The sequence below is a fragment of the Parabacteroides sp. HGS0025 genome (genome assembly GCF_000969845.1).
In the GTDB taxonomy this organism is placed as follows: Bacteria; Bacteroidota; Bacteroidia; order Bacteroidales; family Tannerellaceae; genus Parabacteroides; species Parabacteroides gordonii.
In genome coordinates, this window is sequence record NZ_KQ033902.1 from 3,386,057 (window position 1) to 3,401,757 (window position 15,701).

Consider the following 15,701-nt stretch of genomic DNA (forward strand, 5'->3'; position numbering starts at 1 on the left):
TTTAATTGTACCTTAGTGGTATTTAAAGAATTAAGAACGAATGTGCCGTTCTCAACGCTTATTTGGTTTAATTGTACCTTAGTGGTATTTAAAGTTGAGAAGTATTTGAACACTATTGATGAATCTATGCAGGGTTTAATTGTACCTTAGTGGTATTTAAAGGCAGTACATTCAGGAGAACACTACTATACCGGAAGGGTTTAATTGTACCTTAGTGGTATTTAAAGCAGCGTCTTTGTAGGCAAGCTCTCCAAGGTCTGACAGGGTTTAATTGTACCTTAGTGGTATTTAAAGAAACCAAATGCTTATGTAGGTTTCCGTGTAGGGAATGGTTTAATTGTACCTTAGTGGTATAAATCTTTTTCTAACTTTTTCTAACAGCGAAACCATCTGTTAATCAAAGACAATTCTCTCTTCAAAGGGAGGAGCCATCCTTTAATGCCACAAAAAAAGCAATAAATTCATAGGCCAGACCAAATATATGACTATATTTGGGAGAAACTTAGTATACTATTAACTTACTTAGATTATATCTATACCTTATATAATATATAACCTAAATATAATACCAGAATTACTATATGAGAATACATTTATCAACGAGCGCCAACAACGAACTCGTACCTTTCAATTACCAGCAGAAACTTCTTGGTGTATTGCATCGCTGGCTCGGAACAAACGAACTACATGATAAAATATCCTTATACTCCTTCTCATGGTTAAAGGGAGGAAAAAGATACAAAAATGGACTTCATTTTCCTTATGGAGCCAATTGGTTTATCTCTTTTTGTGAGGAGAATTATGTCAAGACCATAATAAATGCAATCATGGACTCACCAGATATGTTTTGCGGAATGAAAGTAGAAAGGATTGTTATTCAGGAAACTCCCGATCTATCCACCCAAAATCATTTCCAACTCGGAAGCCCCATCTTTATAAAACGTTTTTGTGATGGCAACCATAAACACTTTACATATAAAGACGAGAATACCGGAGAGATGATGGCCGAAACATTAAGACGCAAAATGCAGATTGCCGGACTTCCGGAAGATCCGTCCCTAAAGATTGAGTTTGACCTTAGTTATCCCAATAAAAAAGAAAAACTCATTACTATCCATAATATCAGTAACAAATGCAGCATGTGTCCTCTTATCATTGAAGGTACACCTCTGACAAAAGCCTTCGCATGGAATTGCGGCATTGGCTCTTTAACCGGTAGTGGTTGCGGTTCAATAATCTAACAATTACATCATGTATTACGTAGTAAAATACTCAGGTCCTTTTGGATTTATCAAGCCCTGGACAGCAGTCAGGGATAGTGAAACATTCAGTCTGCAATTCCTGATAACGTCCACGATAGAGGGGATCGAAAAAAAACTTTTCCCGGAGTTACTGAATACGACGGAAAGAGTTCAAAAGATAAGCAGATACCGTCTTAACTATTGCGGGTTGGATTCGCAACAGGAACGAACCTGGTCTAAAGGTGGGTTTGTCAAAGAGAAAAAGAAAGATGCACAAGGGAATGTTTATTATATTCCTAAAAACATCAGTATCATTACCCGTGGCGTTCTCCTATACCCCCATTTATATCTCGCCTTTGAGAACTATGACGATGCATCGCGCGCAGCAAAACAATCGATCTGTTTATGCAGAAATGAAGATATATTATTACCGGATCGTCCTACCGAAATGTCACTTGACGATTTTGAACAGATAGACGGTTTCGAGTGGATACCTTCTGATAAAGAAAAAGGGTTCAAAGCCGGATATAACAGATATCACGGAGGTGAAGAGATGTATGGAATATTACATGTAAAAGGTAACCCGATCAGAAGTACCCTATGAAATCTATCGACGAAATACTGGCAAAAAGTCCTGATAATGGTCATGTTTCACTTCTTGAACATAGCCTGCATACCCGGTGGGCTATCGAAGTCTTCGCCAAGCGAACAGATTTTCCTTTTGATACGGAGATAGCCCTCAAAGGAGCGACTTTACACGATTTGGGTAAAGCACATAAGTATTTTCAGAACCGGATGAATAAGACTGTTGACGGTTCACTGTCGAACAGGCGTACTAAATTCATCCATCGACATGAATTGTCATCTTTGGCATTCCTACCAGCCTTTCCGAGATGGGAATGGGATACGCTGATAGAAATGGTTGTAGCCCATCATAAATCTATAATAGACGATCCCCGGCGAAGAGGTATTTTAGATATTGTCCCGGGGGATCGCCATTGGCTAGACAATCATTTACAGGACTGGGAAGAATGGAGCCAATACGGAATACTGATATTGAATAGATTCGGATATCCATGTTCCGGAATAGATCGGGAAGAAGCCCGGCAGGCTTTACTTTATACTGTGGAGTATTGCGAATCGCAGACTTTCGGATGGTCAGTTTGGAGAGGTTTATTAATGGCTGCAGATCATTTTGCTTCCGCTTTTTCTTCATCTACTCAAAAGGAACTTGAGTCTATATTCGAAGTACCGGATCTGTCCGGCTATTTTAGAACGGAGCGGATAAATCCTCTATATCCCCTGTCATTGATCGGGGTAGACAACAAACGCCCGCACACTTTGGTAGTCGCATCGACAGGTGCAGGAAAGACCGATTTTCTATTGAAAAGATGTAAAGGCCGCATATTTTACACCCTTCCTTTCCAAGCTTCCATAAATGCTATGTGGGAAAGGCTAAAAGCAACTATTCCCAACAAGGATATCCGTTTGCTGCATGCAACATCGAAGATCGTTGTCGGAGAGAATATGGAAGAAAGGATGTTACAACCATTGATCGGATCTAGCATCAAAGTGTTGACGCCCCATCAACTGTCGTCCATTATTTTCGGTACTTTCGGTTTTGAAAGTATCATACTGGATATCAAGGGGTGTGATATCATCCTGGATGAGATACATACTTATTCAGACTACTCGCAAGCAATGGTACTGGAAATCGTCAAAGCACTTTTAAGGTTTGAATGCCGTATCCATATCGGAACAGCTACAATGCCTTCCGCTTTATACAAACAGTTACTGGAAATACTGGGTGGAAAAAAGAATGTATATGAAGTCAAACTACCGGATGAAATACTGGACACATTCGACCGCCATCAGATATTCAAACTCGACAGTGAGGATAACGTCTCCCCTATCCTGGCGAATGCCTTTAAGGAAAAAGAGAAAGTACTCGTCATTTACAATACCGTCAACAAAGCGCAGGCTGCTTTCAAGGAATTCAGGAAAGAATTTCCTGATATCCCCATGATGCTTATCCATAGCCGCTTCAAACGAAGCGACCGCGTTAAACTTGAAAAGCTACTGAAAGAAGAATTCAACGGCGACGGGAAAGAACACAGGAACGGGAAATGCCCCTGCCTAGTCGTTTCGACACAGGTGGTAGAAGTCAGTCTGGATATCAGTTTCGACAGGATGATTACCCAATGCGCTCCTCTGGATAGTCTGATACAGCGATTCGGAAGAATAAACAGAAAAAGAGTAGCAGTCAATCACCGGGTTTACAGGCCGATTCATGTGATCTCTCCCGAAGGGAATGTGCTTCCTTACAAAATGGAGCTACTGAAACGTAGTTTCGACCAACTGCCGGACAACGGGGATATTTTGCAGGAAAGATGTCTGCAGGAAAAAATAGACAATGTATATCGATCGGTCGATACAAAGGAGATCGATATTCACCTGGCTGTAAAAGACGGAGACTTCTCGCTTATAAACCTGACCAGCCGGACTGAAGCTGTCCTCTTGAAAGCATTGGAAATAGAAAGTGCGACCTGCATACTATCCGCCGACAGGGATAACTACATCACTGCCACCTGGGAAGAGCGGATCAATATGGAAATACCTGTTAACTGGAAAACGATCTCCCGATACAGGAACAAATACGAACAGTTGCAGGATATAGGAGCAAATCCTTTTGTCGTTCCCATGTCGCAGGCAGAGTATGAGATTTTTGGATTACAATTAGTGGAACATGATAAATTCATTTAGATATGTATACAAGCTACATCGGTAAAAAGTTCCTGAAGATATATAATGAGAAGATGCATACGGATATTTCCGCAGAGGAGTTCTTTGACCGGATATTCTTCAATTTGTTTTTCAATGACGAAAGGCATCTGATACATGTCAGCAATTCTCCTTTTTTCCAAAAGCCGAGAGAAGAAGATGTAAAAAAATATGGCAGTAAGCCGCTCGCCCAATATAATAATCTGAAAACGGCCATAGCCGGCGACGAACCGAACATGTCGATCTTTGTCGGATATGCGGCAAAAGATATGGAAGGAACAACCTCCGGACAGATATCCGAAGTACAAACCTTTATCGATAGAAACGAGATGTATGCCTCCTGGATCGGCGAAGCGCTTGCCATTGGGGTAAGCGGAGGTTTTGCCATCTTGCTGGACGAACCGGACATTTTATGGCAACTGTTTTGCGGTTGGAAATACTATAGGAAGTATCTGAATCAAACACCCAATGTCAAAGACAAACAGATCGAAACATGGAACGGACATTGGTTATCCCATTGGTGCCGGAAGTTCTATAATGATCTAACTCCGTACAAAAGCTTTCATATCATGCTTACCGAATCGATGGGTAATCTCGCCATACCGACCAAGCCCTGGCTTGAGATCATCATGGCTTTATCCAAGAAATACCCCGATAAGGTAATAACTGCTTATTCTTATAATCTATCCCAGACAAACACAACGCTGGGGTTTATCAATCTCTATCTCCCCGAAGTCCACTCTTTGTTCGACTTCAGGGATAAACTATTTTTCGACGGAAAGCAAAGTATCCTGTCTGATGAAGAAATAGAGTCGTTTAACACCTACTACAACTTCAAATCAGCTTGCAAACAAGGTACTATCGGATTAAAAGCGATTGAACCCGATAAGTTGAGACAGTATTTCCCCATAGGTTCCATGCCTTATGCGCAAGGGAAAGAATACAAATTCAACAATGAAGAATCGTATATCAATTATGAACTATATAAAATATGGATTATTGCTATGATAAACAAAACAGAACTACTGGAACTGGCAACTGCGGTTGCAAAGGCTCTTATAGAGTTTGAACGAACTGCGGAAAAGGGCAAAACTGTTTACTCAAACTTGTCGAAAGAAGTAAGAAAGGCCAATAAACTCGAGCTCTTCGGACAAAAACTCAAAGAAATAATGGAATATGAATCATCAGACAATGAGGTATTCAGAAAAGCCTTTATAGAAGCTTTCTATATTCCTAAAGACTCTTTTCCTCTATTCATGACTCTGATTGACTTTGAATATACTTACTGGAAATCAAAAAATTAAACTTCTTAATACCTATAGTTATGGACAATCCTTTTATCTACTTACGTGGCCTTCGCCATGCGGAACATACAGTATTCGGTGTAAATGACGGACAGAAATACTACTTTGATCCTCAGTTCGGGAAAAGAATGGCCTATTCCAGCGGCCAGCAGGTAAAACGCTCCGTTATAGAGGCGTTGAATATGCCTTTCGCAGCAATAACATTCAACTGGGAAATCGACAAAAAAGAAAATAAGGCAAACCAGAAAGAGCCCCACTCTCCGTGCGATCCTTCTTTTACGGATCAACTATTGGGTGGATATATGAAAGCAGAAAGCGGCAGTATGACGGTAAAGCGTCGCAGCCCCTTATCTGTTTCGGCCATGCGACCGCTTCATCCTTTATTGGGCGGTATCGAGTCACCGACTGAAAATATCACCTTCGACAGGACATCACATCCGGAACACCATACTGTCAAGGTCTATTGGATGGAAAACAAAAAAAGAGGTGGCGAACTAAGTAAAGAAGAATTGGATGAATGGCTGACAACCAATAGCAGGTCTCTTCCCAACCGAGCTTTCATACAGGATCAAACCAGGGCATCCGGTCTTTTTGTTTATGACATCGCCATCGATCTGAGGACATTGTTCTGTGTTTCCACCAATAAACTTGAACCGGAACTTTATCCCGAAATCGAAGCCAAACTCAGGAAAGAGGGATGGATCGAAGGCAAAAACATTTTCGGGAACTGCCTGATCTGTCCTAAAGAGAAAAGGGAAGAAATAATTCCAGCACTCGCAAAAGCGATTATCAACTGGCGTATCACATCCAATCAGGCGCGAACCTTCAGCTTAATGGAGACAGTGGCCATAGCCATCAGCAATGATGCCAATCAAATAGCATATGCCATTCGCGGTGACTTGAAAGACAACACCGAAAGGCCGGATGCCAAACCTGTAATAGATGAAACCTCCCATGCCGATATTTTCATCACTCCAATTGCCAATAGTTATATTGCCGGCTCGATAGGTTCCGTGGATGCCCTAAAGAAAGCAGAAAACAAACTAATCGAACTAATCTCTTCTTTCGATTACGAAAACCAACTATAACGCACAATAAAGATATCTCTTACGAAAAAGGTAAGAGGTATCTTCTACAGAAATCTACACCTTCGTATTTTCGGTGGCTGGCCGTATTTTGACAGTAAACCTCAACTATCTATATTCCAAATTTAATAATCGACATTCCATCTTTACGCAAGATTCGTTCCGGTATATTTATTCAGTTACTTTTGTCCCCCGTTAAAAAATTAATAAACAAAAAAGATGAAAAAGACTTTTTACCTGGCAGCTATAGCCTTTGCTTTTGGGCTGTTCACTGCATGTGATGACGACAACGACAACAACGCTCCGGAACCAAATCCCGCGCCAAAAGAACAATGGGGAAAAACACTCCGCGGAGACGACCAATCTTTATTGGCTTTCCCTGACATTTTTGCCGATTATTGGGAATATACCTATTCTTATAAAGATAATCCAAACATCGGTTTGCGTCTGACCGGGAAATTTCCAAAGGCACGTTTCTTTAACTTCACTGTATATAATGATGAAACACAAATCGATGTATCCAGTATCGAAGATGTGAATGTACAACCGGACGACAGTTCTGTCAATCCTTATGTTAAAGAGACTGCAGATTATGGATCGAATGGCTATACCATTTATATCATTCCCAAAAGTACTCCGACAAGCATGCGTGCTTCTATGAAGAATGTGTGTGAATTTCCGGATACGCTGAATATGGTTTCTACGTTTATGCGTCTTTATCTGGCAAAACAATATAGCGGTGACGAATATGGCGGTGTAGAAATGCCGGAAATTCAGGCTTTCGATGTAACTACCGGTAAGGAAGTAAGTTTCCCGAAACGCGAGAAATGTAATATCCATGAGTCATTGCAATTGCCTTCTATGGACTTTTCTTCTGATGCAAAACCACTTCCTTTCATGCGTGCTCCACTGAACCTGATGTATCCGAACAGTCCGGCCGAATATTTATTCACCCGTATTAATCTGAAGGAAGGCGAAGTTGCCACTTTCAGTTTCATACCGCCTACAGCACCGAAGAGTGTGAGTGAATATCCTACTGCCGACGTACGTTACTGGTCTGTCTGCTTAGGTTCTTCCGAGTCTTATTCTTATATCTCAGTCTATGATGAAAAGTTACAGAAAGTAGACAAGAAAGGTTTCGTGACCTTTATCATCGCTGATAAGAACTCTCCTAAACTAACTAATATTCTGGCTAAGGCAAATGCTAATGATGGAACTTATGTGCTGGCCTGGGATCGTAAAGAACAAGGTAACGGAGTGCTTGCTTTATATCGCAATATGGTGATCAATGAGAATTATGGCCACTCCATGCGCAAACAGATGGTATCCATTCCATTGGAAGCAGCAGGTGGAGATATGACCAACTTTAATCCAATGACAATGATTGCCATGCTCGCTATGGGTAACTGGGGGCCTCAGGGATACAAATTCACTGAAGATGAATATCTGGACGATAACTTCGATTACGGCAAAATCCGTCGTATGCAATAATCCGTCTTATATCCATAAAAACAACGGCGCCAGCTCATTACGAAGTTGGTGCCGTTTCTTTTTACCTCAATTCCATGCCTAATCAAACAATAATCTTTTATATATTTGTGCAATATATAAATTCTAATTCTTATGAAACCAAAAGAGTTACTCTATCTGACTATCTTCTGCATATCACTAATCTCCTGGCCTTCATATGCCGAAAACCCGGTAAACAACCCGCACTCCATATCCCTGCATACGGGATATGCCAATATGTTGAGCGGAACAGCCGGTTTGACAAATTCAGCCCATAGTTATGAGCGTGACCTCTGTTCGGGCATTTCCTGGGATGCACAATACCATTGGCATTTTAAGAAGATGATCGGCTTTGGTTTGCTATACTCCGGATACAGTTCGAAAGGTTCGTTAGAACATAGTTCCGACCATGTATATACACATTATATAGCACCGCAATTCGCTTTGTATTGTTTAAACAACGAACGGATGAATATACGCCTGAGTGCAGGAACCGGTTATCTGCGATATAGAAACAACAGTACGGTATATGAAAAAGATCGCCGGGTAACCGGTGGACGCTTTGCCGGAAATATTGGAGTTAATGCTGAATATATGCTATCTTCTCATTGGGGTATCTCTGCCGATCTACAGTATATACTGACTAATCTCAGGAAAGTAAATTCGAAATATCACGGAGAAACGATTCTGGTCAGGTTCCCGTCGGAAGAACGGCTGAACGTTTCCAGGTTAAACATATCACTCGGTCTGGGTTATCATTTTTAAGTAGAAGCAATCATTAAATTCGTCACATCATGAAAAAGTATATATTTCTCTTATGCCTCATTCCTTTTCTTTTCTCCTGTACGGAAGATGAATCAGTAGATATCACCGTGATGCCGGAAGAAACTACGATCGGCGCTGATACTTTCGGATGCCTGGTAGACAGTTGGTTATACGTTGGCGGCAGATATAGCCCGCTCACCCAGCCTTCTATCAACTTCGACTATATCTCCTACAATAAAACCATGCAGGTAAATGTATGGGTGAAAGCAGACATGACCATCAGCTTCTGTCTGGATAATCCGGAAGAGAACAAAGAAATTCCTTATACCCAATTTACATGGGGCGACGAAGCTCTATCAGACGGAAAAGTCTTTATCACCCGCTTTGACAGCACCGCGCAAATCATCAGCGGACGATTTGAAGGCGAACGTGTCACTTTCGGACGGTTTGATGTGCACTACAGTAAGTAAAAAGATTCACCACTACTCTTTCGGCAACACCTTCTTCAAAATCAGGTAGCCGCAAAGGCCGGAGATGAATGAGCCGGCAAAGACACCCAGTTTTGCCTGGTTCAGCAAGTCGATACCTGCATCGCCCATGCCTGCAAATGAGAGGTTGGCGATAAACAGGGCTACCGTAAATCCGATACCGCCCAGCATCGACACGCCGAACAAATTCATGCGGGTCATTCCTGTCGGTAAAGAGCCTATGCTCGTACGGGCAAAAAGATAAGTGAAAGAGAAAATTCCCAGTGTCTTTCCGATAAACAGACCGGCAAGGACAGCCAACGGAACATTTACCAACGACGCCGGCTGGATATCCCCGAACGTAACACCGGCATTGACAAACGCAAACAACGGAAGGATCAGGTAGTTGACCAAAGGATGCAGTTTGTCGGCAATACTCTGCAACGGACTGATCGTTTTATCGGCCAGCGAATGTATATTATTCAGCACCTGTATCTGTGTCGGCGTCAGCACCGCCGCTTTCTTGGACTGGCGTACCTCCGTATAATCCAGCATATTCAGATAGCCGGTCATATCACAGGTAAAATCATCCAGGTTAATCTTCGGGCGGGCAGGAACGGTGAATGCCACCAATACCCCCGCGATGGTCGGATGAATACCTGACTCCAGGAACAACACCCATACAAAGAAACCGACCACATAATAAAACAGGTTATTATTGATCCGCATCTTCCCTCCTACATATAATAATGCCAGCAACGCCAACGAAATGAGCAGAGGTTGATAGGCAATGTCGCCGCTATAAAACAAGGCAATAATAATTATACCGCCAATATCGTCGACAACCGCCAGTGCCGTCAGGAAAATACGCATACCCAGAGGTACCCGTTTACCCAACAGCCCCAAAACAGCAAGGGCAAAAGCGATATCGGTAGCCATCGGAATAGCAGCACCACGTATCTCCGGAGAAGTATTACAAACGAGGATATAGAAAAGAACCGGCACGATCATCCCACCGCAAGCGGCTATGACCGGAAGGATCGCCTTACGCATCGAACTAAGTTCACCTATCAGTACCTCTTGCTTTATCTCCAACCCTATCACAAAAAAGAATACAGCCATCAGGGCATCATTCACGAAAGCCAACATAGGCATCGGTTCCCCGTGATGGGCAAACAGATTGAATTTACCGATCTGAAGGTCTATAGGATAAGATAAGATGTGGTGATAAGCATCCGCCCAAGGCGAGTTTGCCAGTAACATAGCCAGAATAGTGGCCATAAACAATAAAAAACTGGCACTCGACTTCTGTGTAGCGAAGCGGCGCAATGGTTTCAGGATAACATTAATAGTACGATCCATTATGTGTTTAAAGTTTGCGGAGACAGCTTGCTGGCCTGTCTCCGGTTATATTCCTAACTGTTATTTTTCGAGCTGCTTCTCAGCCATCTCAAGCTGATAGGCACTGCGGGTAAGTTTCTCCACCCAGACGACAAATATACCAGTTAAAATTAAATTAAACACAATAGTAAGCACAGAAATCATCAGTGCAGGCCCACCTAAATTATAACCAAGGGCTATAAATATAATCCCTGCCCCTACTTCACCGCGTGTAAACATACCGATCGACAAGGCCAAACGTTCACGTTTGCGTCTGTCGCGATAAAAGAACAGCGGGAATAGCTTTCCGATATTCGATAGGAAAGAAACAACCAGAACGTGCAGCAGGATCATCGGCCACGACATCATCGGCTGTGCTCCCGTAATCGTTGCAGCTTCGGCCGATTGCTTGGCAAAGTCGACGCCAAAGAACACCGGCATACTGACTCCCACCAGGAACATGAACAGGAAAGATATCGCCGTAGCCACATTGTGCTCCACTTTGGTGTCGATATGCTTATGTTTCATAATCATACCCAGGACAAATGCCGGCAGCAGCACTTCGATATGGATGCTGGCCTCTTCGCCGTAAAAATGTTTGGACACGAGGTAGACACCCTGCGTAATCGCCAGCGTAATTACCGCATAGAGCAGGATAGCCTTCCAGTCCTGACGCATGTTATAAGACCCCATCTTCTTCCATCCGAGCGTAAGCAATACCATCACGATCAGGATAATAACACCCAGCTGCCAACGCATTCCCACCATCATGATCTGAAGCGGGATCATCAGCAAAATAGTATCGAGGTCGTCGAAAATGGCCAATACCTGTACCTTTTTATAGACCCACGATGCTTTTAACCCGGCGGCAGCAAGCATAGTGAACAAGATCCCGGCGGAAGTAGGCGCAGCAAAACGGCTTAACAACAGGTTCTCTTTCCAGGCCTCGCCGCTCGACCAGTAGATGTCGGGCAACAGCACGAACATATAATACAATGCAACAAATATCCAGGGGAAGGCTGCGGTAGCCATTGCGATAAAGTAATCCTCCGTATAAGATTTCCAACGGGTCTTGTCCATTTCAAACTCCCGGCCTACGTTGATCATAATAAAGGCCAGACACACATACAATAGTGTATTGGATACTGTCTTCACCATCGAATAACTATCTCCTACCAGTGTAGGAAGAAATTGCGACACGACCAGACCAATCACCAAGAAAAAAGAAAATAAAAGGATCTTCCTCATTATTCTATCAGCTATTTTTTGTTTAGATTTTGAGAGAACAAAAATAAGCAAATCCTCTCAAATCGAAAATAGCCGATAACCCATGTTTCAGATTATTAATAATTTACTTGAGATAGGCCGACTCCACTTTCAATAATCGGTTCTTAAGCCGTTCGGCTTCTCCCTTCCGGATGCGCAAGGTCATTTCACAGTCCATTTCAAACTTTTGTGACACAATCTGGGGGTTATCTTCTTTCACTATCCGCATAATCCCGTTCAGATAGGGGTATTCGAACGCAACTGTAATGTCTTCGTCGACCGTGCGTTCCTCGATCTCGGCGGCGGCAATCGCTTCGGCCGCAGCGGTGCGGTATGCGACGATCAGGCCGCTGGTGCCCAACTCGATCCCTCCGAAATAACGGACAACGATAATCAGGATATCCGTTAACTCATTGGAATTGATCTGTCCCAGGATCGGTTTACCGGCCGTAGAAGACGGTTCCCCGTCGTCGTTTGCCCGGAAAGTTTGCCGGTCGGCTCCCAGCATATAAGCCCAGCAGACATGGCGGGCATCGTAATATTGTTTCCGGTATTTATCCAGTTCCTCTTTCACCTCTTCTACCGTACGCACAGGGATGGCATACGAGATAAAGCGGCTTCGCTTTTCCGTGTAATAGCCCTCGGCTACTTGCTGAATGGTTCTGTAACTGTCGTTTGCCATCGATCAATCCGGGATATGGGTTTGCTGTTCTTCCCGGAAAGCCCGGAAGTCTTTCATTATCTCTTCGATCTCCTCGATAAAGTAAGGATCTTTAACATTCTTCTTTACTTCGGCATAGTATGTTTCAATGGCTGCCAAAGCACATATATCTTGTCCGCGCAGCAGGAAATAGGGTTCTTCCTTTTCCACGCATTGCTTGATCATTTGGATAGGATTCTTCATTCTCTAATTTCTTTATTAATTAAATTATTTTCCACACACTTGTCCGGCCAGGTTACCTATGCCGGGTTAACAACACTACTAAGACAGGTAGAGTAGCACTACTAAGATAACCCAGGTAGCACTACTAAGTGACTGTTCGTAGCACTACTAACCTATTTCGCCGCCTTCAGCTCCTCCTTCAGGAACGGAGCCGTATAGCTCTTTGACTTTTTCTTAACCATTTCTTCGGGTGTACCGGCGAATAAGAGCTGGCCGCCTTTACGGCCGCCTTCGGGGCCCATGTCAATCAGGTAGTCAGCACATTTGATTACGTCGAGGTTATGCTCGATCACGATGATGGTGTTGCCCTTCTCGACCAGTTTGTTGAGGACACCCAGCAGGACACGGATATCTTCGAAATGAAGTCCGGTAGTCGGTTCGTCCAGTACATATAATGTATTACCGGTATCCTTCTTAGCCAGTTCGGTTGCCAGCTTCACACGTTGGCTTTCTCCGCCCGATAAGGTAGTGGAAGGTTGTCCGAGTTTGATATAACCCAGCCCTACGTCCTGCAGGACTTTGATCTTCGACAGGATGGTCGGGATATTCTCAAAGAATTCCACAGCCATATTGATCGTCATATCCAGTACGTCTGCGATGGATTTACCGCGGAAACGGACTTCCAGGGTTTCACGGTTATACCGCTTGCCATGACAGTCTTCGCAGGGAACCAATACATCGGGAAGGAAATTCATTTCTATCGTCTTGTACCCGTTACCCTTGCAGGTTTCACAGCGTCCGCCGGAGACATTGAACGAGAAACGCCCGGGTTTGTAGCCCCTCACCTTCGATTCCGGAAGATCGACAAAAAGGTTACGGATATCGGAAAAGACTCCTGTATACGTGGCCGGATTACTTCGCGGCGAACGCCCGATAGGCGACTGGTCGACATTGACGATCTTATCCACATTGTCGATACCTTCGATCGACTTATAAGGTAACGGATCTTCCAGCGACCGATAGAAATGCTGGCTCAGGATCGGTTGCAGGGTACGGTTGATCAGGGTCGATTTCCCGCTGCCGGACACACCGGTCACACAGATCAGCGTCCCCAGAGGGAAGGTGACGTCCACTTTCTTCAGATTGTTCCCGCTGGCACCTTTTATCGTGATGAACTTACCGTTTCCCTGCCGGCGTTCGGTAGGGATCGCGATCTCTGTCTCCCCGTTCAGGTAGGCAGAGGTCAACGTATTTACTTTCAGCATATCCTGGGGCGTTCCTTCGTAAACGACCTCTCCTCCCAGGCGGCCGGCTTTCGGCCCCATGTCGACCACATAGTCGGCATTCAGCATCATATCTTTATCGTGTTCCACTACGACGACCGAGTTGCCGGTATCGCGCAGTTCCTTCAGCGAATTGATCAGGCGGACATTATCGCGCTGGTGCAAGCCGATACTCGGCTCATCCAGGATATAGAGCACATTCACCAGCTGGCTGCCGATCTGGGTAGCCAGGCGGATACGCTGGCTCTCTCCACCGGAAAGGCTTGCCGACGCACGGTTCAACGAAAGGTAATCCAGTCCCACATCGAGCAGGAACTTCAGACGCGAACGGATCTCTTTCAATATCTCGGTAGCGATCTGTATCTGTTTCTGGTCGAGCTTCGCTTCCACTCCGTCCAGCCATTCATACAGTTCGGCGATATCCATAGCAGACAGTTCGGCGATATTCTTGCCGGCAATCCGGTAATGCAGCGCTTCCTTGTTCAGACGCTGGCCGTTGCATTCGGGACAAGTAGTCATTTTGATGAACTGGCCTGCCCATTTCTGGGCAGAAGCAGAAGCCTCGCTTTCCTGCTGCATCAGAATGTATTTGGCTACTCCCTCGTAAGAAAGGAAGTAATTGGAAGAACCGAGCGATTCATTCTTGATCTGCAGGCGTTCGTCCGTCCCGTTCATGATCTCGTCCATCGCTTCTTCCGGTACATCCTTGATCGGTGTCTTGATCGTCACGCCATGCTTTTCGCACAGGGCTTCGATCTGCCAGAAGATCAATGAATTCTTATATTTTCCGAGGGCGACTATCCCTCCATTGTAGATACTGAGGGAAGGGTCGGGTACGATCTTTTCCATATCCAGCAGGTTCACCTGCCCCAGGCCTTTACACTTCGGACAAGCTCCCTGCGGGGAGTTGAAGGAGAAGTTGTGGGGAGCCGGTTCGCTGTAAGACAACCCGGTGGCCGGATCCATCAACTGGCGGCTGTAATGGCGCACTTCGTCCGTATCGGCATCCAGGATCAGCACCAGGCCATCCCCCTGCTTCATGGCGACACGCAGGCTTTCCTTCAGGCGTCGCTCGTCGGAGGCGGAGACAACCATTTTGTCGATCACCACCTCGATACTGTGCATCTTGTAACGGTCGAGCTTCATCCCGTGGAAAATCTCTTTCAGCTCGCCATCGACGCGGACATTCAGATAGCCTTTCTTACGCACCTGCTCGAACAGTTCCTTATAATGCCCCTTACGGTTACGAACCAGCGGAGCCAGCAGATAAGTTTTCTTTCCGCTGTAATGTTCGAGGATCAGGTTGAGTATCTTCTCCTCCGTATATTTTACCATCTTCTCGCCGCTCAGGTACGAATAGGCCTCTCCCGCCCGGGCATAAAGCAGACGAAGGAAATCGTACACCTCGGTAGTGGTACCGACAGTCGAACGGGGGTTTTTGTTCGTCGTTTTCTGTTCGATGGAGATAACCGGGCTCAGGCCTGTGATCTTATCCACATCGGGACGTTCCATATTCCCGAGGAAGTTACGCGCATAAGCAGAGAATGTCTCCACGTAACGGCGCTGTCCTTCCGCGAAAATCGTATCGAAAGCCAACGACGACTTTCCGCTACCGCTCATCCCGGTTATCACGGTGAGTTTGTTTCTCGGTATCTCTACGTCTATATTCTTTAAATTATGGACACGGGCGCCTAAAACGGAAATACGCCCGCCCTCCAGTGCATTCTTATCGTTCAT

Annotated in this window: 13 protein-coding genes and 1 CRISPR repeat array; of the genes, 8 read left to right on the forward strand and 5 right to left on the reverse strand. The window is 44.6% G+C overall.

Annotation, left to right across the window (positions count from 1 at the left end; genetic code table 11):
* Window positions 1-360: direct repeats of the CRISPR family, unit length 28 nt; unit sequence TTTAATTGTACCTTAGTGGTATTTAAAG.
* Between the two features lie 221 nt (window positions 361-581).
* The 8 genes from cas6 to HMPREF1212_RS13430 all read left to right on the forward strand — a co-directional run bounded on the left by cas6 (window position 582) and on the right by HMPREF1212_RS13430 (window position 9,155).
* Window positions 582-1,241 (forward strand): CRISPR-associated endoribonuclease Cas6, encoded by a 660-nt coding sequence (gene cas6, locus HMPREF1212_RS13395; protein WP_028726724.1) that lies wholly within the window; start codon window positions 582-584, stop codon window positions 1,239-1,241.
* 10 nt (window positions 1,242-1,251) lie between these two features.
* A complete protein-coding gene (locus HMPREF1212_RS13400; protein WP_052724994.1) occupies window positions 1,252-1,845 on the forward strand; it encodes a hypothetical protein in 594 nt (197 codons plus the stop codon).
* A complete protein-coding gene (locus HMPREF1212_RS13405; protein ID WP_046149693.1) occupies window positions 1,842-4,004 on the forward strand; it encodes a CRISPR-associated helicase/endonuclease Cas3 in 2,163 nt (720 codons plus the stop codon). The genes HMPREF1212_RS13400 and HMPREF1212_RS13405 overlap by 4 nt, the downstream gene beginning before the upstream one ends.
* Before the next feature lie 2 nt (window positions 4,005-4,006).
* The gene (locus tag HMPREF1212_RS13410; protein WP_046149694.1) at window positions 4,007-5,326 is read left to right on the forward strand and encodes a hypothetical protein; all 1,320 of its coding nucleotides are present in this window, start codon (window positions 4,007-4,009) and stop codon (window positions 5,324-5,326) included.
* Between the two features lie 20 nt (window positions 5,327-5,346).
* Window positions 5,347-6,414 (forward strand): CRISPR-associated protein Cas7/Cst2/DevR, subtype I-B/TNEAP, encoded by a 1,068-nt coding sequence (locus tag HMPREF1212_RS13415; protein WP_046149695.1) that lies wholly within the window; start codon window positions 5,347-5,349, stop codon window positions 6,412-6,414.
* A gap of 216 nt (window positions 6,415-6,630) precedes the next feature.
* Window positions 6,631-7,902 carry a hypothetical protein gene (locus tag HMPREF1212_RS13420; RefSeq protein WP_028726728.1) on the forward strand — a complete coding sequence of 424 codons (1,272 nt, stop codon included), beginning with the start codon at window positions 6,631-6,633 and terminating at the stop codon, window positions 7,900-7,902.
* A gap of 132 nt (window positions 7,903-8,034) precedes the next feature.
* A complete protein-coding gene (locus HMPREF1212_RS13425; protein WP_046149696.1) occupies window positions 8,035-8,685 on the forward strand; it encodes an outer membrane beta-barrel protein in 651 nt (216 codons plus the stop codon).
* Between the two features lie 29 nt (window positions 8,686-8,714).
* Complete coding sequence (locus tag HMPREF1212_RS13430) at window positions 8,715-9,155, forward strand: Riean_0653 family protein (protein ID WP_046149697.1); 441 nt, start codon at window positions 8,715-8,717, stop codon at window positions 9,153-9,155.
* A gap of 12 nt (window positions 9,156-9,167) precedes the next feature.
* On the opposite strand, the gene nhaA is transcribed toward HMPREF1212_RS13430, so the two are convergent.
* The 5 genes from nhaA to uvrA form a co-directional block, all read right to left on the reverse strand.
* Window positions 9,168-10,514, reverse strand: a complete 1,347-nt coding sequence (gene nhaA, locus HMPREF1212_RS13435; protein ID WP_046149698.1) for a Na+/H+ antiporter NhaA — start codon at window positions 10,512-10,514, stop codon at window positions 9,168-9,170.
* A gap of 60 nt (window positions 10,515-10,574) precedes the next feature.
* On the reverse strand, window positions 10,575-11,780 hold the full coding sequence (locus tag HMPREF1212_RS13440) for a cation:proton antiporter family protein (RefSeq protein WP_046149699.1): 1,206 nt from the start codon (window positions 11,778-11,780) through the stop codon (window positions 10,575-10,577).
* A 103-nt stretch (window positions 11,781-11,883) separates the two neighbouring features.
* Entirely contained in the window at window positions 11,884-12,480 is a 597-nt protein-coding gene (locus HMPREF1212_RS13445; RefSeq protein ID WP_046149700.1) for an IMPACT family protein, read from the reverse strand.
* Between the two features lie 3 nt (window positions 12,481-12,483).
* Window positions 12,484-12,702: a hypothetical protein gene (locus tag HMPREF1212_RS13450; protein WP_028726734.1), complete on the reverse strand. Its 219-nt coding sequence runs from the start codon at window positions 12,700-12,702 to the stop codon at window positions 12,484-12,486.
* Between the two features lie 152 nt (window positions 12,703-12,854).
* A complete protein-coding gene (gene uvrA, locus HMPREF1212_RS13455) occupies window positions 12,855-15,701 on the reverse strand; it encodes an excinuclease ABC subunit UvrA (RefSeq protein ID WP_046149701.1) in 2,847 nt (948 codons plus the stop codon).